The sequence below is a fragment of the Methylobacterium sp. CM6246 genome, assembly GCF_054818005.1.
Genome location: NZ_JBTXKY010000001.1, coordinates 3,456,902 through 3,477,708 on the forward strand (window position 1 = coordinate 3,456,902; position 20,807 = coordinate 3,477,708).

Here is a 20,807-nt window from a genome sequence, read left to right on the forward strand (position 1 = left end):
GAGGTCAGACGCGCTCGCTGGCGCGCTCGGCCAGCAGCCCGGTGGGGCGCCACGTGATCAGGGCGATGACGGCGACGAAGGCGACGACGTTCTTGTATTCGCTGAAGGTCGGCAGGGTGGCGACGACGACGGTTTGAAGCCCGGCGAAGAGGTAGCCCCCTAGGATCGCACCCCAGAGGTTACCGAGCCCGCCGACGATAGCCGCGCTGAAGCCGATCACCGCGATCAGCAGGCCCATGCCGTAGTTGATCTCGCTGTAGTACAGGCCGGAGATCACCCCCGCGAAACCCGCCGTCGCCGAACCGAGGGCGAAGGTCAGGGGGACGACACGGAAGAAGTTGACCCCCATCGTCCGGGCGGTCTCCTGATCCTCCGCCACCGCCCGCATCGCGAGCCCGAAGCGGGTGCGGTTGATGATGTGGTGGACGACGGCGATAATCAGGAGCCCGGCCACGATCAGGATCAGCCCGTCATAGCGGACGAAGACGCCACCGACGGTCGCCCCCCCAGGTGGCAGCAGGGCGGGGAAGCGCTGCGAATTGGTGCCGTTGGGGAAGAACAGCCGGATCGACTCGCGGATCACGGTGCCGACCATCATCGTCATCAGCAGCAGGTTGAGGGGCGGGGCGGAGCGCAGGGGCAGTATCAGGAGGCGGGAGATCCCGGCGCCGAGGAGCGCGGCGAGGCCCACGGCCGTCGAGACGGCGGCCAGGATCTGCACACCGGCCGGCAGCCCCGCAGCGGCGGCGGCAGTCGCCGCGACCAAGGCGCCGAAGGCTCCGAACGTCATCACGTCCCCGTGGGAGAACTTGATGACGTTCATCACCCCGAAGAAGATCGTGAACCCCATCGCCACGAGGCCGTAGATCGTCCCCTGCATGAGCCCGTTGAGGACGTACTGGCCGATCGCGCTCATCGCATATCTCCGATCGCTCGGTCTCAGCGGTGCAGCAACTTGCGCTTGCCGCTTGCGTACTCACTGTCCTCCCAGACGAGCCATTTGCCGTCCTGAACGACGTATTTCGTGGTCAGCGGCGTGATATTCTGGCCGTGGTCGTCGAAGGTGATCGGCCCAACGATCGAGGGCACGTCCTTCACGTCACCGAGCGCCGCGGTGATCTTCGCCCGCTCTGGACCCACCGCCTCGATTTTCTGCATCAGCAGGTGGGTGGCGATGTAGGCGAAGGGTCCGTAGGCCTCCGGCGGCTCCCGGAAGCCCGCCGCCTTGTAGTTTTCGGTGAAGGCTGCGCCGCCGGGCATCTTTGAGAGTGGTGGCGAATCGAAGAAGGTCACGGTACCTTCGGCGAGATCCGGTCCCACGGCGTTGATGAACGCATCGCCCATGATCCCGGAGTTGCCTTCGAGCTGCGCCTTGATCCCGAGCTTGTCCATTTGCGTCCGCAGCCGCGTCCCCAGCGGCGTGAGGCCACCGAAATAGATCACCTCCGGATTCAATTCTTTGATCTTCGTCAGCTCGGCACTGAGATCCTGCTGATCGGGCGCGACCGCGAAATTTCCGAGGATTTTTCCGCCGTTCTCGTTGGTGAACTCGGTGAAATATTTGTTCATCGACTTCCCGTAATCGGTCGAGTCGGCGAAGGAGACGAAGGTCTTGTAACCCTGCTCCTTCATGAACTGCGCACCGACCCGGTTTTGGCCGATGAGGATGCCGCTCACCCGGTGGATTTCCGCGTATTTGTTGGCATAGGTGATCTCGGGCAGCACCGCCGCCCAGACCACCATCGGCAGCTTGAAGCGGTGGAACACGTCGACCGTGGCGATGGCGGTGGCCGAGCAGTAATGCGGTACCGCCGCCGCGATGCTGCGGTCAGACCCGAGCTTGGTCACGACCTGCACGCCGACATTCGGTTTGCATTCGTCGTCTAGGACAACGAGCTCGTACTGATAACGATGGGCCGGATCGGCGTTGAACAGCTTCACGGCGAGTTCGGCGGAGTTGCGGGCGCCGATCCCGTGGGGGGAGTTCGGCCCGGTGAGGGGGCCGACGAACGCGATCTTCACCGTGTCCTTGGCCTCGGCCCATCCTGGGATGAGCAGTGCCCCCGCCACTACCCCTGCGAGGCACCGCCGCGTGATCCGACCCATTCCGCCTCTCCGTCTTCAGTCCAGAAGCAGACTAGGCAGCGGAGCCGTGGGCAGACTAGCACGCAAGCGCGCTGGCTCCTGAACGGATGCGCCATTGGTGCAACCGCGGGGCGCGGCGCGTGCGTACCGAGCCGATGACGGAAATGTCCTAGCTGCCATCCGGCGGAAGGGAGGATCAAGGGCACCCCGAACCAGGGAAGCTCCCACGGAGACTGCGCATGCCGTCCGACCTGCACGACCGATCGATCGTCATCGACGGCCTGATCATCTCCGACTTCGGCCGGCCGGTCTTCGAAGACATGCGCAAGGGCGGCCTGACTGCCGCGAACTGCACCTGCTGCGTCTGGGAGAATTTCACGGAGACAATGCGAAACGTGATGCACTGGAAGGCGTATTTCCGCGAACATGCGGACCTGATCACGCAGATTTACACCACCGCCGACATTCAGGCCGCCAAGGAAGCCGGGAAGACCGGTATCATCCTCGGCTGGCAGAACATCACCGGGATCGAGGACCAGGTTGGCTATCTCGGCCTGTTCAAGGAACTCGGCGTCGGCATCATCCAGATGGCGTACAACACCCAGAACCTCGTCGGCACCGGCTGCTACGAGCGCCGGGACGGGGGCCTGTCGGACTTCGGCCATGACGTGCTGGGTGAGATGAACCGGCTCGGCATCCTGGCCGACCTGTCGCATGTGGGTTCGAAGACGAGCGAGGACGTGATCCTCGGCTCCCGCCAGCGGGTCGCCTACTCGCACTGCCTCCCTGCCGGGCTGAAGGCGCACCCGCGCAACAAGTCCGACGAGCAGCTTCGCTTCATCGCCGAGCGGGACGGGTTTGTCGGCGTGACCATGTTCCCGCCCTTCCTCAAGCGCGGACCGGATTCGACGGTCGATGATTACGTCGAGGCGATCGAGTACGTCCTGAACCTGTGCGGCGAGGACAAGGTCGGCATCGGCACCGATTTTACCCAGGGCTACGGCCGGCCGTTCTTCGACTGGATCACCCACGACAAGGGCTATGGCCGCCGGCTCACCGACTTCGGCGAGGTGATCAACCCCGAGGGCCTGCGCACCATCGGCGAGTGGCCGAACCTGACAGCGGCGATGGAGCGGCGCGGCTGGCCGTCCGCGCGGATCGAGCGGGTGATCGGCGGCAACTGGTTCGCGCTCCTGCGCGACGTGTGGGGAGCGTGAGGGTCATGGGCAAGCCGCAGGTCGAGATCGCGGTCGACGACACCACCGGGCGCTGGTCCGTCGACGCGCTGCCGATGATCCTGGTGCCGCAGCACTTCTTCCTGAACAACCACTTCGCCCTTGAGGCGGAACTGGGTCCCGAACGGCTGGCGGAGGTGCTGCGGCCCGCTGGCCATCGCTCGGCCTATCATTGGTGCGAGAAGGAGGCCGCTCATCATGGGTTGGACGGCCTCGGGGCCTTCCACCACTATATGCGGCGCATCACCCAGCGCGGCTGGGGGCAGTTCGAGGTGCTGGACGTCGATCTCGGGGCCGGCACCGCCTCGGTCCGACTTCGGAACTCGGCCTTTGTGGACGAGGAGCGCCGACGCCTCGGCCGCAAGGTCTGCACGATGTTCGCCGCGTGGCTCGAAGGCTCGCTCGAATATGCGGCGGCGGCCTCGGGCCGGACGCTGCATCTCCATGCCCGGGAAGCCTATTGCGCCGCGGAGGGCACGCACGACCATTGCTTGTTCGAGGTCACGCCGCGGAGATAGGCTTCGGCTCTTTCCGATCCCGGCCGGCTCCCAGTCCGTGACGCCTCCGGCGCTACGGATTGGCGGGGCTCAGGCCCGGCCGCTTGAGGCCCAGGAAGCCGATCTCGTGGCGGGTCCGCCCGTCGCCGCTGGCGAGATCGGCAAGGATCTCGCCGATCACCGAGCAAAACTTGTAGCCGTGCCCCGAGCACGGCGAGGCCAGCACGACCTGCGGGTAGTCCGGGTGGTGATCCAGGATGAAGTGCTCGTCGGGGGTGTTGGTGAACATGCAGTCGCGCAAGGCCATGGTCGGCCCGCTGCCGGCGGGGAAGTAGCGTTCCGCGAAGTCGCGCAGGAGGCGCTCGTCGGCGGCATCCGGCTCCCGCCGCACGGCGTCCGGGGCGCCGGTCTCCCCGAGGTGATGGTAGCGCCCGAACTTGAACCCCGGAACCTCATAGACGGGCAGTCCGTAGTATCGTCCCTCCGGCACCTGCAAGTTGAAGACCGGAAAGCGCGACGGCTCGAACCAAGCGGGCTCCTGAGGCTGGAGCCATGCCAGCACTTGGCGCTCCGGGACGGCAAGACCGGCCAGGGGCGCGGCGAGATCCGCCGCCCAGGCCCCCGCCGTCAGGACCAGCCGCCCGGCTTCGTAGGTCCCGTGATCGGTCCGCACGACGACCCCACCTCCCGGGGTCGCCTGCCAGTCGAGAACCTGCTCGCGGGCATGGATCTCCGCCCCGTGGGCCTGTGCGGCCCGGACGTGGGCGACGATCGCCCGCTCGCTGGCCACGAGCCCGCCCTGGGGCTGGTAGACGGCGCGCATGCCCACCGGGAGCCGGTAAGCCGGGAACCGCTCGTTGACCGCGGTGGCGGTGAGGACCTCGTGGGGCAGGTCGTGCAGCCGGGCCGAGGCCAGGGCGCCCTGGAAGACGTCGCTCTCCTCCGCGCCGCCGTCGATGGAGCCAGTGATCACCAGGATCTCGTCGCTCGTCGCCGCCTCGAGGTCCCGCCACAGCGCGTAGGCCCGGTGCAGGAGCGGCACATAGGCCGGATCCTCGTAGTAGGGCAAACGGATAATCCGGCTGATCCCATGGGACGAGCCCATGGCGTGGGGGATGTCGTAGCGCTCAAGCCCGAGCACGCGCTGACCGCGCTTGGCCAACTGCCAGGCCGCGGCACTGCCCATGCCGCCGATCCCGACAACGATGACATCGTAGGGCGTGTCCGAACGCATGGGGGCCTGCATCTTCGACCTGATGGCGGAGGGTCGCACTTCGGCACCGGTCATCCCCCGGAAGGGCGGGGATCGGCTTGGACGCAAGCGGCGCATCGGTAAGCTGCATGCGGCACGGACGGGACCGCACCTTGTTCGCGGTCCCCGGTGACGAACCGCCGGTTCGAGAGGACGGAGGGGCTTGCCCGTTGTGGGAGGGGGCAGCCTCTCCTGCCGCCGCAGATGTCGTCTTTCTTCGAGTGTTGAGAGTCGAGGGCGATCTCCCGCGCCTGGGTGGTCCGGCCGACGAGACTCAGGCCGGCTCCGGGATCAAGTCATGCCGGCGAGCCAGCAGGAGCATCCCCTCCATGATCATATGCGCGCAAAGATGCGCGGCCATGTTGCTCACGTCCTGCGGCGGGCTCACGGTGTTGTAATCCATCGCCACGATGTTCAGGCCGCTCAGGCTGCGGATCAGCTCGATCCCCTCCTGCGCCGTCAGGCCGCCCCAGCTGGCCATGCAGACACCGGGGGCGACCGACGGATCGAAGACATCCATACCCCAGGAACGAATAGACCTTACTAGTTCCTGTCCGTGGCAGGACGGCCATTCTAAATCCTTAACGTTGTGTGACCGCAGGTTGAAATGACCGGATCAGATATCTCCCGCGGCTCGGTGCCGAAAGTAGCGGTGAGATCTGATTGGATCGCGGGAGGAGCGTCTGCTTTTCGGTGGGACCGCTCCGTAGCGGACCGGCGGCTTTCGGCCAGATTACGTCACACCGGATCACCACCACGCGCAGAACCGGACATTCGGCTTTGCGCCCACACCGGACATTCCCCGGCCATAGGACGTCGCTTGAAAGCGGAAGTCTCTCATGGCTTCCTGCTGCATCAAGCAGATTTCGAAAGAACGGCCGCCCAGTCAGGGCCGGCCGGTCCTTCTGTACCTTCCGTCATTCAGGCTGTCGCGGGCCCTTAGCAATCTCCACTTCAGGCCTTGAGGAATTCCGTGATGGCCGCGGCGATTTCGTTGGTATGCGTTTCCAGGGCGAAATGCCCCGTATCGAGGAACCGGATCTGGGCATCCGGGATATCGCGCCGGTACGCCTCCGCACCGGCCGGCAGGAAGAACGGGTCATTCCGCCCCCAGATCGCCAGAAGCCGCGGGCGGTGCGTGCGGAAATAGGCCTGGAAGTCGGGGTAGAGCGCCACGTTGCTGGCATAGTTGCCGAACAGGTCGAGCTGGATCTCGTCGACCTCCGGCCGCTGGATGTACCACGCGTCGAGGGCGCTCCCGTCGGGCGAGACCAGCGAGGTGTCCGGAACGCCGTGCTCGTATTGCCAGCGGATCGAGGCCGGGGTCAGCAATTCGCGCAGCGCCTGCCGGTTGGCGTCGCTTTGGTCCCGCCAGTAACGCTGAATCGGGTTCCAGCCCTCGCTCAGCCCTTCCTCATAGGCGTTGCCGTTCTGCGAGACGATGGCGGTCACTCGCTCGGGATGCGCCATGGCGACCCGGAAGCCGGTGGGCGCGCCGTAGTCGAAGACGTAGAGCGCGTAGGTCTTCAATCCGATGACCTCCGTGAAGCGGCCGATGACCTTCGCCAGCGCATCGAAGGTGTAGGTGAAGGCGGCGCGCGGCTTGATCTCGGACAGCCCGAATCCCGGCAGGTCGGGGGCGACGAGGTGGAAGCGGTCCGCGAGCAGCGGGATCAGGTCGCGGAACATGTGGCCGGACGAGGGGAAGCCGTGCAGCAGCAGGAGTGTCGGCTTCGCAGAGTCGCCGGCCTCCCGGTAGAAGACTTTGAGGCCGTCGACGTCGACGGTGCGGTAGGTGGTCTGGGTCATCGTTAGCCCTCCGGTGCCGGCGATGCAGCCCGTGCTGCACGCCGTCGGTGAGGCATGGGTACCGACTTGCACTCTGCGGGATAATCTGACCTATCCGAGAGTTACCGTTGCTGAAAACGAGAGGGTGCGATGGACCGGTTGGAGGCCATGAGCCTGCTGGTCGCTGCCGTGGAGGCCGGGAGCCTGTCGGCCGCCGGACGCCGGCTCGGCATCCCCCTGCCGAGCGTCAGCCGCAAGATCGCGGACCTGGAAGCCCATCTCGGCGCGAGGCTCCTCGTCCGCACCACCCGGAAGCTGACTCCGACCGACGCGGGGGCCGCTTACATCGAGGCGTGCCGACGCTTGCTCGGCGAGGTCGAGGAGACCGAGCGTGCGGTCAAGGGCGAGTACACCGAGCCCCGCGGCGCGTTGACGATGACGGCCCCGCTGGTTTTCGGGCGGCTGCACGTCCTGCCGGTGGTCTCGGCGTTCCTGTCCCGGTTCCCGGACATCACCGTGCGCCTGATCCTCACCGACCGGGCCCTGGACCTCGTGGAGGATCACGTGGACCTAGCGGTCCGCATCTCGCACCTGCCGGACAGCGACTTGGTGACGGCGCGGCTGGGCACGGTCACCCGCGTGGTCTGCGGCAGTCCGGACTTCCTCGCCGCCCACGGGACGCCCCACACGCTATCCGACCTCGGCGAGATCCCGTGTGTGACCTTCAGCGACCTGGCCGCCGGCCCGGCCTGGCACTTCGCCACGTCCGACCGGAAGGCCGTCCAAGTGGTCCGGGTGCGGTCGCGTCTGCAGGTCAACACGGCCGAGGCGGCGCTCGACGCGGCGGCGGCCGGCGTGGGCCTCACGCAGGTGCTGTCGTACCAGGCGGCACCCCTGGTCGCCGCCGGGCGGCAGGTCCTCGTGCTGCGGTCGTTCGAGCTCGCCCCCGTCCCGGTCAGCGTTGTCCATGTCGGCCATGGCCGCCTCCCGCTCAAGCTGCGGGCATTCCTCGACTTCGCGACGCCGCGCATGCGCGCGTCGCTGGGTGCCGTTATCCCACCCCCATGAAGGCCGATGCGCGCCGGCTTGGTACGAGCGTCCGCCGGGTAAGAAAAGGCCGAGCCACATCCCTCTCGAATTCCGTAAGGCTGAGTTTCGCAAACTCTGTGTTCTAGCGAGGGCCAAGAGAGTTCATCGTGATCACACTGTCCGGTCCCGAGCCTGAACGCCGCGGCACGGTCGGAGGGCTCGCGGCGAAGGCCGGTGCATCCGCCTCGACGTGCGCGACATTCGCGGTCGCGAGGCGAGCAATCCGGACGTTCCCCGGCCCGCACATATGCGAGTGGAGCGATGAGACAGGACACGGCATTCCAAGACGGGCGTTCCAGGGCGACGCGGCGGAGTCTTCTCGCCGGCAGCGTCATGGCGGCAGGCTTAGGCCCGGTCGGCGCCGTCGCGGCGGAAACGCGGCCCGCCGAGGTCGCAGAGGTCCGCCACGGCACGGTCCGGGCCGACGGCGTGGACGTCTTCTATCGCGAGGCCGGCCGGCCCGACGCCCCGGTGTTCCTGCTGCTGCACGGTTTCGCGAATTCGTCCTTCTACTTCCGCCATCTCATGCCGAGGCTCGCGGACCGGTTTCGCCTGATCGCGCCGGATCTCCCGTCCTTCGGTTTCACGGTGGTCCCGGACGACCGCGGCTACGTCTACGACTTCGCGTCGCTGTCGCGAACGATCGAGGCCTTCGTCGACGTCCTCGGCCTCCGGCGCTACCGCCTCTACACTTTCGACTACGGGGCTCCGGTGGGTTGGGACCTGGCGCTCGCGCATCCCGACCGCATCGCCGGCATCGTGTCCCAGAACGGCAACGCCTATCTAGAGGGGCTCGGCGAGGCGGCCTGGGCGCCCCTCAAAGCCTATTGGGAAAAGCCGAACGAGGCCGCCGTGGAGGCCATCCGCGCCCGTATGACCCTCGACGGCGTCAAGGCATCCTACTTCCACGGGGTGCCCGACCCGTCAGTCATTGAGCCCGAGTCGTACACGCTCGACGCCGCCGTTCTGGCGCGACCGGGCAATGCGGACCGCCAAGTCAAGCTCAAGCTCGACTACAAGCGCAACCTGGAACGCTACCCGCTGGTCCAGGCCTTCTTCCGCGAGCGCCGCCCGAAGCTCCTCGCGATATGGGGCCGCAACGACCCCTTCTTCATCCCGCCCGGAGCCGAGGCGTTCAAGCGCGATATCCCGGACGCACGGGTCCGCTTCCTCGACACCGGCCACTTTGCGCTGGAGACGAACGGGGACGACATCGCCCGAGAGATCCGGGCCTACTTCTGAGCCTCCGGCGTGCCGGGCCATCCTCGCGGGCCCGACACGCCGTGGGATGGCTCGGATCGGGCGCTCACTCAGTTCTGGGCGGCCATGGTCCGTGCCACGTCGGCGGCGCTGATGCCCTCCAGGGCCAGGCCGTAGCCGGTGCCCTCCTCGACGAGCCGGCGCAGACGCTGCGTGAGCGCGATCCGCGTGTAGCGGCCGGTGAGCGGCGGCAGGGCTGCGATCCCGTCCGCGATCTCGTGCGCCCTGGCCAGCAGCCGGTCATGCGGCACGATCTCGTTGACGACGCCCCAATCCTTGGCCGTCTGGGCATCCAGCACCTGCCGCGTCAGCAGGAAGTACCGCCCGCGGATCGAACCGATCACCTCAGGCCACAGGATGTGTATGCCGTCGCCCGGCACGATCCCGAACTCGAAATGCGGCTTGTCCTGGAACACCGTCTCGGGCGTAGCCAGCACGATGTCGGTGAGCAGCGCGTATTCGCTGTGCAGCAGGACCGGTCCGTTGAGCGCGGTGATCATCGGCACTTCGATGTCGAGGATGTTGCTGAGCACCTTGCGGCCCTCCCGCAGGATCTTGTCGTAGCCCTGCGGCGTGAAGAAATCGAAGCCCTCGGGGCTGATCGCGTCCATGAAGGCGTCCCCCGCCCCCGTCAGGATCACCGCCCGGTTGTCGCAGTCCTCGCCGATCGCGTGGAACAGGTCGACGAACTGCTCGTGGGTGTGACCGTTAAAGACGAGCTTGCCGCCCTCGGTGTGGAGCATGACCTCCAGCACGCCGTTCGGCTTCCGGGTCAGGCGGGCGTTGGGGAACGCGTCGCGGTAGGTCTCGAAACGGGCCATCGGTGCTGTCCTCGTGGTGGCCGGCCCCGTTGGTCGGCGTGAGGACGAGGTAGACGGCGCCGCCCGGCGACGGATGACGGCGCGCAGCGATAAGACTTATGCCGTGGCGGAATGGGGCTCCCGGGTCTCGGCCATCACCGCCTCGACGAAGCCGGCGAAGAGCCGCGCCTTGGCGCTGGCCATGCGGCCGGTGGGGAAGACCGCCCAGAGATCGATCATAGGCAATGCCCAGGGCTGCAGCAGCCGCCGGACCGAGCCGCTCGCCAGTTCGGGGGCGAACATCCAGTCCGACGCGATGGTGAGCCCGATATCGGCCAGCACGGCCGCACGCAGGCCTTCGGCCGCGCTGACCCGGACGCGGCCATGCACCGCAACCGAGATCTCGGCGCCGTCCCGGGTGAAGGACCAAGCATCGGGCTGCCGGCTGTAGACCACCGCCTCGTGCCCGGCGAGGTCCGCGGGACTGCGCGGTTCGCCCGCGCGGGCGAGATAGGCGGGCGTGGCGAGCACCGAACGGCCGCCGGTGGCGAGCTTGCGCGCGACGACGGCCGAATCCGGCAGCGCCCCCATGCGCAGGGACAGGTCGATCCCCTCGCCGACGAGGTCGATCACCCGGTCGTCGAGGACGATCTCGATGTCGAGGTCCGGGTGATCGGCGAGGAAGCGCGGCAGCATCGGCACCACGTGAAGCCGGGCGAAGGTAGTCGCCGCCGAGACGCGCAGCCGTCCCGAAAGACCGGCCCCCGCGCCGCGGGCGGCGCGCTCGGCCTCGTCCGCCTCCGCGATGGCCGCCCGCGCCCGCTCGTAGAAACGCAGGCCCGCCTCCGTGGGGCTCAGGCCGTGCGTCGAGCGGACGAGCAGGCTGACCTGCAGCCGGTTCTCCAGCTGCGCGATCGTCTTAGAGACGGCGGGCTGGCCGACATTCAGGAGTCGAGCGGCCCCCGAGAAGGAGCCCGATTCCACGACCTGCACGAAGGTGGCCATCGCCTGATACCGGTCCACGCCATGCCTCCCTGGAATGAACGTTATCGCCTCGGGCTTTCTGCCCTGTCCATCGGGTGAGGCGCATCAGTCCGGCCGTCTTCACCGCGCCGCTGCGGTGACCCAGCCGGAGCAACGCGGACATGTTCGAGGTCTATGCCTTCGCCACGCCCAACAGCATCAAGGTCCTCATCGCGCTGGAGGAACTCGACCTCCCATACCGCCTCCACGGAGTGAACGTGCGTCAGGGCGAGCAGAAGGCGCCTGAATTCCTGGCGCTGAACGCGAACGCGAAGGTGCCGGTACTGATCGACCCGGCGGCGGCCGATGGCCGGCTGGTCCTGACCGAGTCCGCGGCAATCCTGGTCTACCTCGCCGAAACGGGCGGCCGCCTGATGCCGCCGGACGGCGAAGGCCGGGCGCGCGTGTTCGAGCAGCTGTTCTTCCACGCCTCCGGGCTTGGCCCGGCCTTCGGGCAGGCGGGCTTCTTTCAACGCCAGGCCGCGGAGCCGCAGCCGCTCGCCATCGCCCGCTTCTCGGCGGAGGCGAACCGGACGCTCGGTGTACTCGACGGGGTCCTGGCCGAACGTTGCTACGTCGCCGGCGACGCCTTCACGGTGGCCGACATCGCCCATTTCAGCTGGCTCTGGCGACGCGAGTTCGCGGGCGTGAGCTTCGAGAACACGCCGCATGTCGCCCGCTGGTACGACGCGATGGCCGCGCGTCCCGCTGTCCAACGCGCGATCGAGCGGGTGAACGCGCTCGTGCCGCAGGCCTGACCGGTCGCACGCCACCGGACTCGCCCCGGGCCGGTCCATTCCCGCAAGCCAGCAGCGCAAGCCAGCTCGCCAGCCTGTCGCACGAGGCACAAATCCATGACCCTGCAATCCAAGCTCGACGCGTTCAAAGCCGATTTCGAGGCCGGCAAGCCCCCCTACAACGTCCCGCCCTCGGTGATCCGGACGATGCACCGGGCCACCGCGGAACTGATCGCCACCGGCGCCGCGACCCGTGCCCTCAGGGCCGGCGACCGGGCGCCGGCGTTCACGCTCAACGACCCGGAGGGGCAGCCCGTCTCCTCCGACGCCCTGCTGGCGCGCGGGCCGCTCGTGATCAGCTTCTACCGCGGCGTGTGGTGCCCCTACTGCAACATGGAGCTCCGGGCGCTTCAGGAGGCGCTGCCACAATTCGAGAAGCTCGGGGCGAGCCTCGTTGCCTTCTCGCCGCAGACGGCGGCCAACAGCCGGAAGTCGGTCCGCCAGAATGCCCTTGAATTCCCGATCCTGTCGGACCCGCACAACGCCGTCGCGGCCGCGTTCGGCCTGCGCTTCGCGCTGCCCGATTACCTGGTCGATCTCTACATGAGCCTGAAGAACGACCTGCCAGCGTTCAACGGCGACGCGAGCTGGACCCTGCCGATGCCAGGACGCTTCGTCGTCGGGCAGGACGGCGTGATCATCTACGCCGAGGTAAACCCCGACTACACCCGCCGTCCCGAGCCCGAGGACATGCTGCCGGCGCTCCGCCGCGCCGCCTCCATTCCCGCCTGACTAGACACGGCCGCAAGGAGATCCAGGATGTCCCGAACCTTTCTCGTGACCGGTGCCAGCAAGGGCATCGGGCTGGCGCTGGCCCACCGTCTCGCCGGCGACGGCCACCACGTCGTCGGCCTCGCGCGCAGAGGCCTCGACGATTTCCCCGGCACGCTCGTGCCGGTCGACCTCGCCGACGGCAACGCCACAGACGCGGTCCTCGCGGACCTGACCGGACGCTTCGCCTTCGACGGCGTGGTCAACAATGTCGGATTGGTCCGGCCGCAGCGGCTCGAGGCTGTCGAAATCCCCGCGCTGGACGAGGTCCTGCGCGTCAACCTCCATCCGGCGCTTCAGGCTGTGCAGGCAACCCTGCCCAGCATGCGCCGGCGCGGCTGGGGCCGGGTCGTCAACATCGCCAGCCTGACCGTCCTCGGCAGCGTCGAGCGCACGGCCTACGCAGCCGCGAAGGCGGCGCTGGTCAGCTTCACCCGCTCCTGGGCGCTCGAACTCGCAACGACCGGGATCACCGTCAACGCAGTGGCGCCCGGACCGACGGAGACCGAGCTGTTCCGGGCCAACAACCCGCCGGGCAGCCCGGGCGAGACGCGCTACCTCGCCGGGGTGCCGATGGGGCGCTTCGGACGGCCGGAGGAGATCGCGGCAGCCATCGCGTTCCTGATGTCGGACGGGGCGGCGTTCATGACGGGGCAGACGCTCTACGTCGACGGCGGTGCCTCGATCGGCCGGGCGGCGCTGTAGCCTCGGACGCGGCTCACCGTGTCGCGGCGGCATCGAGTTCGTTGTCGCCGCCGACCAGCTGGAGGCACCATTCGGTGAAAGCGCGGACCTTCGCGGCGCGATGCTGCCGCGACGGGTAGATCGCGTACAGGGGGAAGGTCTCGTCGGGCCAATCCGGGAAGATCTCGACGAGCTTGCCGCTCGCGACGAAATTCCGGCTGCCGAGCTGCATGACCTGCGCGATCCCCGCGCCCTCGCAACAGGCGCCGATCATCGTCTCGACGTCCGACACCATCAGGCGCGCCGGCTGCCGCACCGGCACGACCTCGTCGCCGCGGTGGAACTCCCACGCGAAGGGGCGGCCCGTCAGCGGATCCTGATAGTCGATGCAGGCGTGGTCGCGAAGGTCGCGCGGGTGCGCGGGGCGGCCGTGCGCAGCGAGGTACGCCGGCGCCGCGACCGTCAGGATCCGCGTTTCCAGGAGCTTACGCGCGGTGAAGCCCGCCACCGGCGGATCCCCGAACCGCAGCGCCATATCGAACCCGTCGGCGACGAGGTCGCCGATCTGATCGCGCATGATCAGTTCGAGCCGCAGTTCGCGATGGATCGCGAGGAAGCCCGTCAGCTCGCGCGACAGGACGAGGCGCGAGAAAAACGGATCGACATTCACCCGCAAACGGCCCCGCACCGTCCGAGCGCTGCCCGCAGCTTCCAGGGCCGCCTCCTCGATCCCGTCGAGATGCGGGCCGACCCGCTCCCAGAAGCGACGTCCCTCGTCGGTGAGCTGCAAGGTCCGGGTCGTGCGATCGAGCAACCGCACACCGACGCGGGTCTCCAGACGCTGGATGGCGCGTCCCACACCCGACTGGGTGAGCCCGAGGGCCTCTGCCGCTCGGGTCATGGTTCCGGCCTCGACCACAGCCATCAGAACCGTCACGCCGGCGAGCAGTCGGCCATCATAAGGCATCGTTCCATGACCCCGAGTCCGGAATGATCTGACAGAACGACGCTAATTCCTGTCCCGACTCTACGCCACAAAGAGCCATGGCAATTCAGAGGAGGCTCTCATGACAGGGCAATCCACGGCGCTCGTCGTCGGCGCTTCGCGCGGACTGGGCTTCGCCCTCGCGGAGGAGTGGCTCGGGCGCGGGTGGCGCGTGATCGCAACGGCACGCGGCCGCTCCGAGCAGCTTGAGACGCTCGCGAAGCGCTTTCCCGACAGCCTCGAGCTTCAGCCGATCGACATCAACGATGTAGGCTCTGTCCACGCGCTGCGCGAGCGTTTGAGCGGTCGACGCGTCGACGTCCTGTTCATCAATGCCGGCATCGCCCGCGAAATCGAGGCGAGCCCGGTCAGCGCGCACGAGACGGACTTTCTCGACATGATGCTGACCAACGCCTTCTCGCCCGTGCGCGCGGTCGAGCTCCTGCGGGATCTGGTGCCAGCCGGCGGCACCATCGGGATCATGAGCTCCGAGCTCGGCAGCATCGCGAACGCAACCGGCGGCTGGCAGCTCTACGCGTCCAGCAAAGCCGCGCTCAACATGCTCATGAAGGGCTATGCGGCGAAGCACCCCGATGACGGGCGCGCCCTGCTCCTCGTCGCTCCCGGCTGGGTGCGGACCGAGATGGGCGGCGGCGATGCGGCTCTGTCCGTCGCGGAGAGCATCCCGCGCGTGGTTGACATGATCGAGGCGAACCGCGGCTTGGCCGGGCTGCGCTACGTCGATCGGTTCAACAATCCGCTTCCCTGGTGACTGGCTGACTGCCAGGCGAACCGGACATGCGCCACCCGCGCACCACGGCAGGCAGCGTCCACCCGAGGAGATCGGCGACGGTGACCGGAACGGCTCCGGTTGCCGCGCAGAGCCGCCCGTTATCGCCTGGAGCGGTGCTGCCCGAGCAGGCATTCGCGACGCACGATCTACGGGCGGCCGCGTCGTTGCAGCACTCTCAAACGCCGATCGTGGCCGAAGCATTGCTGAAAGACTGACGATGGCCCGTATCTTCCTTACCGGATCGTCGGATGGCCTTGGGCTCATGGCGGGCCAGCGCCTGGCTCGCGAGGGCCATGAAGTCGTGCTGCATGCGCGGAACACCGATCGCGGTGAGGTCGCGCGACAGGCGCTTCCGAACGCGGCCCAGACCGTCATCGGTGATGTCGTCACGATCGCCGGCATGCGATCCGTGGTCGAGCAGGCCAACGCGATCGGGCGCTTCGACGCCGTCATCCATAATGTCGGCATCGGTTATCGCGAAGCGCGCCGGCTGGAGACCCGGGATGGTCTGAGCCATCTCTTCGCGATCAACGTCTTGGCGCCCTACGTGCTCACCGCCTTGATGGAGAAGCCAGACCGCCTCGTCTACCTGAGCTCGGGCATGCACCCAGGCGGTATCCCGGACATGGACGATCTGCAATGGACCAGACGGCGCTGGAGCGGATCGCAGGCTTACGCGGAAACGAAGTTCCTGAATGTCCTGTTGGCTTTCGGCGTGGCACGACGCTGGCCCGCAGTGCGATCGAACGCCCTCGAACCGGGCTGGGTACCCACCCGTATGGGCGGTCCCGGTGCGCCGGATGATATGGCCGCCGCGCCCGTGACCCAGGCATGGCTGGCGGTCGGGGACGACCCAGCGACCCGTGTAACGGGCCGGTACTTCTATCATCAGCGCGAAAAATTGCCGGAGCCCAGCACCCGTCGCGTCGGGCTGCAGGAGGCTCTGCTGGACCAGTGCGCGACGCTGTCCGGTGTGCCGCTGCCCTAGACAACCACGCAGCACCTTGGTGGAGCGCCTAAGGTCGGGGAACTTAGGCGCGTACGGCCATCATATGCCGGACAACGCTCGGCCTGGACGTCCCGTGAAGCGAAGGACAGTCTCTGCGAAGGCCCAGGCCTCCTCGATATGGGCGAAGTGGCCGCTCTGCTCGAAGATTCTCATTTGCGCCTGCGGTAGCAGATCGGCCAGCAACGCCGCGTGGTGCGGGCCGAGAATGAAGTCGTCGGTTCCGGTGACGACGAGCGCCGGAACCTGCAAGGTAGCGAGGCGGTCGCGAACGTCGAAGACTTGGCTATCGCCGACCAGCAGAGTCGCCTGGAGCTGCCGCTGCAGGGTCGCGAGGATGTCGGGCCAGCGCCGGAAGTCCGACACATAGGCTGGAAGGAGGTCGCGAAGCGCCGCGGTATAGGCCGCGTCTGTGCGGATAGTGGGGATCGAGGCCCAGGCCCTCTCGACCGCGTTGGCTTCCGCCGTCCCCGCGTGGCGTGCCACGAAGACGGCGATCTCAGCGCTCGCATCGGCCATGAAGGCGCCGCCTGTGTAGGCAGCGCCCGCATACATGATCAGGCCCGCGAGTCCTCCTGGGCGCTTGAGCGCTGCCTCCAGCACCACAAAGGCACCGTGCGAATGGCCGAGAAGGTAAGGATTGGGGATACCGGCCGCGTCGATGAACGCGAGCAGCTGTTCGGAGAAGCGGTCTACGCTGTACCCCTGAGGATGGGTCGCGAGGCGTCCGGACGATCCTGTGCCGATCGGGTCCAAATACACCATGGTCAGGTCCTCTTCGAGCAGAGGCAATCGCAAGTAGCTGGCCTCTATGCCGGGGCCACCGGCATGCGCGATGCAATAGGGTCCGATGCCGGAGACGTGATAATGTTGAGCTACGCCGTTCACGGCGATGCTGTGCGTGCCAGGCGCTAGGACCGACGGCATGAACATCCTTTCACATCTTAAATGGCGGGATATGCCACCCGCAGATCCACGTCTCTGATGTTCCGATGGTGCCCGGAGTGACTGCGCGACTCCGTTCCCAACTCGGCAGCAGGCGTCGATCCGTACGCAGACGCGCTGGATATACAAAGCAGGGTAATGTCTAAGGACAGCATAACCTCAGGCGGCCCGCTTTGATCGTCTGCCGAGGTGGCCGATATGCGTCACTCTATGCTGGTCTTTCGCCGAGCAGACCATTCTTTCATCGGGGCTTGCCATCGACCCAACCAGACCAAGCGTCTGTGCCACGTTGACGAAGAGCATCATCGATCGGCGTGGCAGATCCTGATTTCAAGATTTCTCAGCCTTAATGGGCGCCGCTTCTCGGGTCGCGCCGTGCATACTGAAGAGCAGGATTTTTAAGAGTCCTCATCCTCGAAAGGCCGCCCTTTGTTTTACGAATGAAGGCCCCTGAGGAAATCCGGGCCGTCTTTTCGACGCACCGCTTATATGCAGGTTTAATTTCAGAAACCACCAAGTTCGAGCCACAGCACCTGATTTGAACGATAACGCACGCCGTGCGGGTTCCCCCATCGCAAGTTTTTGGCGAGACTATCCGGCGTTGATGATGGCAATACCCTCGGTGCTCGTGTTCAACTCGGAAGATATCCACCCGCATGCACGCTCAGGGCCTTTCGGATTTCCGCCGTGCGCCGTCGATCCCGAGGTCGGATTGTTGCTCCAGGGATCTGACCAGGCTCGTGGCTTGAGCGCGGTAGGCGCTCGGATCGCACCCGTAAGCGGTCTTGAAGGCGTGCGAGAAGTAACTGCGGCTGGCGTAACCGACGCTCTCAGAGATGACCTTCACGGGCATGGGCGAGGACGTCAGCAGCTTGGCTGCCAGTTGCAGTCGCGCCCGCTGCAGATACTCGATCGGACCCTCGCCGAATGTGGCGGAGAAGCGCTCGGCGAAACCAGAGCGGCTCATTCCACAGAGCGCAGCCAAGCTATCGACCGTATGCTGCGCCCCAGGCGCGTCGAGGACAGCCGCGATCGCCGGGACCAGTCTCGGATCGCGCAGCGCTTCGAAGATCGGCGATTCAGCGCCTTTCTCCTTCAGATGGATCCGAAGCAGGATCGTCAGGCACTGCTTCATCAGCGCACTCGTCACTTCCTGCGTACCAAGACTTGGATTGACCAGTTCCTCGATTATGAAAGCGAAGGCGTGGCGCAGCCTGTCGCTGCCGGATAAATCTTCAATCAAAGCGTTGTGCAGACGGTCGAAAAGACCGAGCGCGCCGGCATATCGCGCCGCGATAGAGCCACAGGCCAGTAAAATGTCCCGTCTTCCATCACCCGCCGTCAACGCAATAAGGCCATCCGGAAGTACTCTGCGTGCGTCTTCGGCCGTAACCGTTCGGGTAGCTCCCGCGAAACCAATTGAGTGCCGCATGCCGCGCGGTGGGATCACCATGCAATTCGGCCCGAAACGTAGAGGTTCTTGACCTTCGACCACGATCGTTCCTGAGCCCGCAAGAACGTAATGGACAAGAATCGCGTCCGCCATGCCGTTCTTCGCCAGCTGCCACCCGGTCTGGATCTCACAGAACGCGAACGCATGGACCTGCACAGACAAAGTCGAGAACAGACGCGGAAGAATATCGCAGGACATGGGCACTCCGTGCGCTCTTACTGATGAACTAATGTCAGCGTCTTCAGTGGAAGGTCTAGGTCATCACGATAGGCAATTTCGCGATTGGCTTTTCACATATGACTTGTCGATCCCATAATTCATCAATTTACGACCACGTATTGGATCAAAACACACGAAGGGCGCCCGCTATCATGAAGATGAACTCGATCAGGTCCAGGCGTCGCTTGCACCCATGGCCGGTGCGAATCATGCACTGGACGAACGCCGTGGCGATGGTGGTGCTGATCGGCTCCGGCTGGGGCATCTACGACGACTCCGTCATCATCCACGGCGTGTACTTCCCCAAGGCGATCCGGCTCGGGTCCTGGGCGGCCGAGAGCCTGCTCTGGCATTTCGCCGCCATGTGGCTGCTGGTTGCCAATGGCGGCGCCTATCTCGTCTACGGCGTCGCGACCGGGCGCCTGCGCGAGCGTCTCCTGCCGATCCGGCCGCGCGACATCGTGCAGACGGTCCGCGACACGCTGCGACTCAAGCTCGCCCACGAGGACCTGACGACCTACAACGCCGTCCAGAAGATCCTCTACATCGTCGCCATCCTGGCCGGCATCAGCCAAGTCGTCAGCGGCCTGGCCATCTGGAAGCCGGTCCAGTTCTCGGGCCTCGTCGCGCTGCTCGGCGGCTTCCAGGAGGCGCGCTTCGTCCACTTCGCCGGCATGGCGGTGCTGGCGGGCTTCCTCGCCATCCACGTCGTGCTCGCCCTGCTCGTGCCGCGCACGCTGTGGGCGATGCTGACCGGCGGCCCGGTCCGCCGTCCGGCCCTTCCGGCCGTGGCGCGGGAGGCGACGCGATGAGGTCGCCCTTCCGCCCCCTCAAGGTGCCAGATCCCGGCATCCTCGACGACCACAGGCCCCTGGTCCGGCAGATCGAGCGGCGCGGTCTGCTGCGCGGCGGCCTGACGCTTGGGACGCTCACCATGCTCACCGGCTGCGACGTGACCGACACGACCGCTGTCGGTCGGGCACTGCGCGCGGTCTCCGACTTCAACGACGGCGTCCAGGCCGCCCTGTTCGATCCCCACAAGCTCGCGCCCGAGTACCCCGCCTCGCAGGTGCTGAAGCCGCCGCGCTTCAACGCCTACTACGATGTCGAGGACGTCAAGCCAATCGACGGCGAGGCGTGGCGGCTCGAGCTCGCCGGGCTGATCTCCGACAAGCGGCCCTGGACGCGCCAGCAGATCGCGGAACTACCCGAGCGCGAGATCATCATCCGCCACGTCTGCGTGGAGGGCTGGGACTATATCGGACAGTGGTCGGGCGTGCCGCTCCGCGCGTTCCTCGAGCGGGTCGGCGCCGACCTCACCGCCAAGTACGTCGCCTTCAAGACGGCGGACGACTACCCGAGCAGCATCGACATGGCCAGTGCGCTGCACCCGCAGACGCTGCTCGCCACCCGCTACGCCGGCCAGGACCTGCCGGACCCCTACGGGTATCCGCTGCGCCTGCGCACCGCGGTCAAGCTCGGCTTCAAGAACCCGAAATGGATCACGGCCATCGAGGTCACCAACACCTATTCCGGCGGCTACTGGGAGAGCCGCGGATTCAGCTGGTTCGCCGGCCTATGAGCGCCCGCGTATGTCCGTGCGCCTTGGGCGCCGCGCTGCTGACCCTGACCGTCGTCGGGCCGGGGCGGGCGCAGACGGCCGGTCCCTCGCCGACCCCCGACCACATGCCGAAGCCCGGCATGACCGCCCCCGAGATGGCGGGCCGCGCGGCCGACCGGTTTCCCCAGCCCGTGCGCGCCGGCGATCTCCCCGGCCGCTTCCTGCTCCAGCCGGAGGAGTCCCAGCCCGTGCTCGGCCGCGTGACGGGCCTCGTCCGCCGCGACGATGGCGGCGCCGCCTTGATCGTGCGCCTCGACGGCGTCCTCGGGCTGAACCGGCTCGGGCTCCAGCCGGCGGCCTGGAGCGGGGTCGAATCCCGGCTCGTGGCCGTGCCGGTCGAGGCGGTGGCGCTGCTGGGCGAGTACGTCGCCCTCATGGGCCTGACACCGGAGCACCTGCGCGCACTGCCGACCTTCGTGGCCGGCTCGGCCGCCGCAATCCCGCCAGATGAGACGCTCCGCATCGGGATCGTCCGGCCCTTCCACTGATCACGGAGGATTCTGT

The 20,807-nt window shown here is 66.9% G+C and carries 23 protein-coding genes; 13 read left to right on the forward strand and 10 right to left on the reverse strand.

All coding sequences use genetic code 11. From position 1 onward, the window contains the following. Positions 1–4 precede the first annotated feature (4 nt). Positions 5–916: a branched-chain amino acid ABC transporter permease gene (locus ACYQPG_RS17000; RefSeq protein WP_461231289.1), complete on the reverse strand. Its 912-nt coding sequence runs from the start codon at positions 914–916 to the stop codon at positions 5–7. Between the two features lie 23 nt (positions 917–939). Further along, positions 940–2,106, reverse strand: coding sequence for a branched-chain amino acid ABC transporter substrate-binding protein (locus ACYQPG_RS17005; protein WP_050735877.1), 1,167 nt, complete (start codon positions 2,104–2,106; stop codon positions 940–942). A 218-nt stretch (positions 2,107–2,324) separates the two neighbouring features. On the opposite strand from ACYQPG_RS17005, the gene ACYQPG_RS17010 reads away from it, so the two are divergent. After that, positions 2,325–3,302 carry a dipeptidase gene (locus tag ACYQPG_RS17010; protein WP_461231290.1) on the forward strand — a complete coding sequence of 326 codons (978 nt, stop codon included), beginning with the start codon at positions 2,325–2,327 and terminating at the stop codon, positions 3,300–3,302. Positions 3,303–3,307: 5 nt separating this feature from the next. Continuing rightward, entirely contained in the window at positions 3,308–3,838 is a 531-nt protein-coding gene (locus ACYQPG_RS17015) for a DUF5943 domain-containing protein (RefSeq protein ID WP_461231291.1), read from the forward strand. A 52-nt stretch (positions 3,839–3,890) separates the two neighbouring features. On the opposite strand, the gene solA is transcribed toward ACYQPG_RS17015, so the two are convergent. The 3 genes from solA to ACYQPG_RS17030 form a co-directional block, all read right to left on the reverse strand. Further along, positions 3,891–5,051 (reverse strand): N-methyl-L-tryptophan oxidase, encoded by a 1,161-nt coding sequence (solA, locus tag ACYQPG_RS17020; protein WP_461231292.1) that lies wholly within the window; start codon positions 5,049–5,051, stop codon positions 3,891–3,893. A 292-nt stretch (positions 5,052–5,343) separates the two neighbouring features. After that, positions 5,344–5,589: an arginase family protein gene (locus tag ACYQPG_RS17025; protein WP_461231293.1), complete on the reverse strand. Its 246-nt coding sequence runs from the start codon at positions 5,587–5,589 to the stop codon at positions 5,344–5,346. Positions 5,590–6,023: 434 nt separating this feature from the next. Next, positions 6,024–6,878 carry an alpha/beta fold hydrolase gene (locus ACYQPG_RS17030; protein WP_461231294.1) on the reverse strand — a complete coding sequence of 285 codons (855 nt, stop codon included), beginning with the start codon at positions 6,876–6,878 and terminating at the stop codon, positions 6,024–6,026. A gap of 129 nt (positions 6,879–7,007) precedes the next feature. Between ACYQPG_RS17030 and ACYQPG_RS17035 the strand changes: the two genes are divergently transcribed. Together ACYQPG_RS17035 and ACYQPG_RS17040 are read left to right on the forward strand one after the other, a co-directional pair. Beyond that, complete coding sequence (locus ACYQPG_RS17035) at positions 7,008–7,925, forward strand: LysR family transcriptional regulator (protein ID WP_461231295.1); 918 nt, start codon at positions 7,008–7,010, stop codon at positions 7,923–7,925. A 282-nt stretch (positions 7,926–8,207) separates the two neighbouring features. Beyond that, on the forward strand, positions 8,208–9,188 hold the full coding sequence (locus tag ACYQPG_RS17040) for an alpha/beta fold hydrolase (protein ID WP_461231296.1): 981 nt from the start codon (positions 8,208–8,210) through the stop codon (positions 9,186–9,188). 68 nt (positions 9,189–9,256) lie between these two features. Here ACYQPG_RS17040 and ACYQPG_RS17045 read toward each other — a convergent pair whose 3' ends face one another. Continuing rightward, the gene (locus ACYQPG_RS17045; protein ID WP_461231297.1) at positions 9,257–10,027 is read right to left on the reverse strand and encodes an enoyl-CoA hydratase/isomerase family protein; all 771 of its coding nucleotides are present in this window, start codon (positions 10,025–10,027) and stop codon (positions 9,257–9,259) included. A gap of 96 nt (positions 10,028–10,123) precedes the next feature. Beyond that, complete coding sequence (locus ACYQPG_RS17050; RefSeq protein ID WP_461231298.1) at positions 10,124–11,029, reverse strand: LysR family transcriptional regulator; 906 nt, start codon at positions 11,027–11,029, stop codon at positions 10,124–10,126. A 122-nt stretch (positions 11,030–11,151) separates the two neighbouring features. Here ACYQPG_RS17050 and ACYQPG_RS17055 point away from each other — a divergent pair, with 122 nt between their 5' ends. The 3 genes from ACYQPG_RS17055 (at position 11,152) to ACYQPG_RS17065 (ending at position 13,302) form a co-directional block, all read left to right on the forward strand. Then, on the forward strand, positions 11,152–11,787 hold the full coding sequence (locus ACYQPG_RS17055; RefSeq protein ID WP_461231299.1) for a glutathione S-transferase family protein: 636 nt from the start codon (positions 11,152–11,154) through the stop codon (positions 11,785–11,787). Between the two features lie 96 nt (positions 11,788–11,883). Continuing rightward, complete coding sequence (locus ACYQPG_RS17060) at positions 11,884–12,558, forward strand: peroxiredoxin-like family protein (RefSeq protein WP_461231300.1); 675 nt, start codon at positions 11,884–11,886, stop codon at positions 12,556–12,558. A 27-nt stretch (positions 12,559–12,585) separates the two neighbouring features. Next, positions 12,586–13,302: an SDR family oxidoreductase gene (locus ACYQPG_RS17065; protein WP_461231301.1), complete on the forward strand. Its 717-nt coding sequence runs from the start codon at positions 12,586–12,588 to the stop codon at positions 13,300–13,302. Between the two features lie 13 nt (positions 13,303–13,315). Here the strand turns inward: ACYQPG_RS17065 and ACYQPG_RS17070 are convergent, their stop codons facing one another. Then, on the reverse strand, positions 13,316–14,248 hold the full coding sequence (locus ACYQPG_RS17070; RefSeq protein ID WP_461231302.1) for a LysR family transcriptional regulator: 933 nt from the start codon (positions 14,246–14,248) through the stop codon (positions 13,316–13,318). A 100-nt stretch (positions 14,249–14,348) separates the two neighbouring features. On the opposite strand from ACYQPG_RS17070, the gene ACYQPG_RS17075 reads away from it, so the two are divergent. From ACYQPG_RS17075 to ACYQPG_RS17085, 3 genes are read left to right on the forward strand one after another with little or no spacing between them, the layout of a single operon-like run. Next, entirely contained in the window at positions 14,349–15,038 is a 690-nt protein-coding gene (locus ACYQPG_RS17075; protein ID WP_461231303.1) for an SDR family NAD(P)-dependent oxidoreductase, read from the forward strand. Positions 15,039–15,064: 26 nt separating this feature from the next. Beyond that, the gene (locus ACYQPG_RS17080) at positions 15,065–15,274 is read left to right on the forward strand and encodes a hypothetical protein (RefSeq protein WP_461231304.1); all 210 of its coding nucleotides are present in this window, start codon (positions 15,065–15,067) and stop codon (positions 15,272–15,274) included. A gap of 2 nt (positions 15,275–15,276) precedes the next feature. Further along, positions 15,277–16,047, forward strand: a complete 771-nt coding sequence (locus ACYQPG_RS17085) for an SDR family NAD(P)-dependent oxidoreductase (protein WP_461231305.1) — start codon at positions 15,277–15,279, stop codon at positions 16,045–16,047. Positions 16,048–16,107: 60 nt separating this feature from the next. On the opposite strand, the gene ACYQPG_RS17090 is transcribed toward ACYQPG_RS17085, so the two are convergent. Then, complete coding sequence (locus tag ACYQPG_RS17090) at positions 16,108–16,998, reverse strand: alpha/beta fold hydrolase (protein WP_461231306.1); 891 nt, start codon at positions 16,996–16,998, stop codon at positions 16,108–16,110. Between the two features lie 676 nt (positions 16,999–17,674). After that, positions 17,675–18,661 carry an AraC family transcriptional regulator gene (locus tag ACYQPG_RS17095; RefSeq protein ID WP_461231307.1) on the reverse strand — a complete coding sequence of 329 codons (987 nt, stop codon included), beginning with the start codon at positions 18,659–18,661 and terminating at the stop codon, positions 17,675–17,677. A 173-nt stretch (positions 18,662–18,834) separates the two neighbouring features. Between ACYQPG_RS17095 and ACYQPG_RS17100 the strand changes: the two genes are divergently transcribed. The 3 genes from ACYQPG_RS17100 to ACYQPG_RS17110 are packed head-to-tail and all read left to right on the forward strand — an operon-like array spanning position 18,835 to position 20,791. Further along, positions 18,835–19,494, forward strand: coding sequence for a cytochrome b/b6 domain-containing protein (locus ACYQPG_RS17100; protein WP_461231308.1), 660 nt, complete (start codon positions 18,835–18,837; stop codon positions 19,492–19,494). Then, the gene (locus ACYQPG_RS17105; protein ID WP_461231309.1) at positions 19,491–20,264 is read left to right on the forward strand and encodes a molybdopterin-dependent oxidoreductase; all 774 of its coding nucleotides are present in this window, start codon (positions 19,491–19,493) and stop codon (positions 20,262–20,264) included. Before ACYQPG_RS17100 ends, ACYQPG_RS17105 begins: the two co-directional genes overlap by 4 nt. Further along, the gene (locus ACYQPG_RS17110) at positions 20,261–20,791 is read left to right on the forward strand and encodes a hypothetical protein (RefSeq protein ID WP_447673307.1); all 531 of its coding nucleotides are present in this window, start codon (positions 20,261–20,263) and stop codon (positions 20,789–20,791) included. The genes ACYQPG_RS17105 and ACYQPG_RS17110 overlap by 4 nt, the downstream gene beginning before the upstream one ends. The last annotated feature ends 16 nt before the right edge of the window (positions 20,792–20,807 follow it).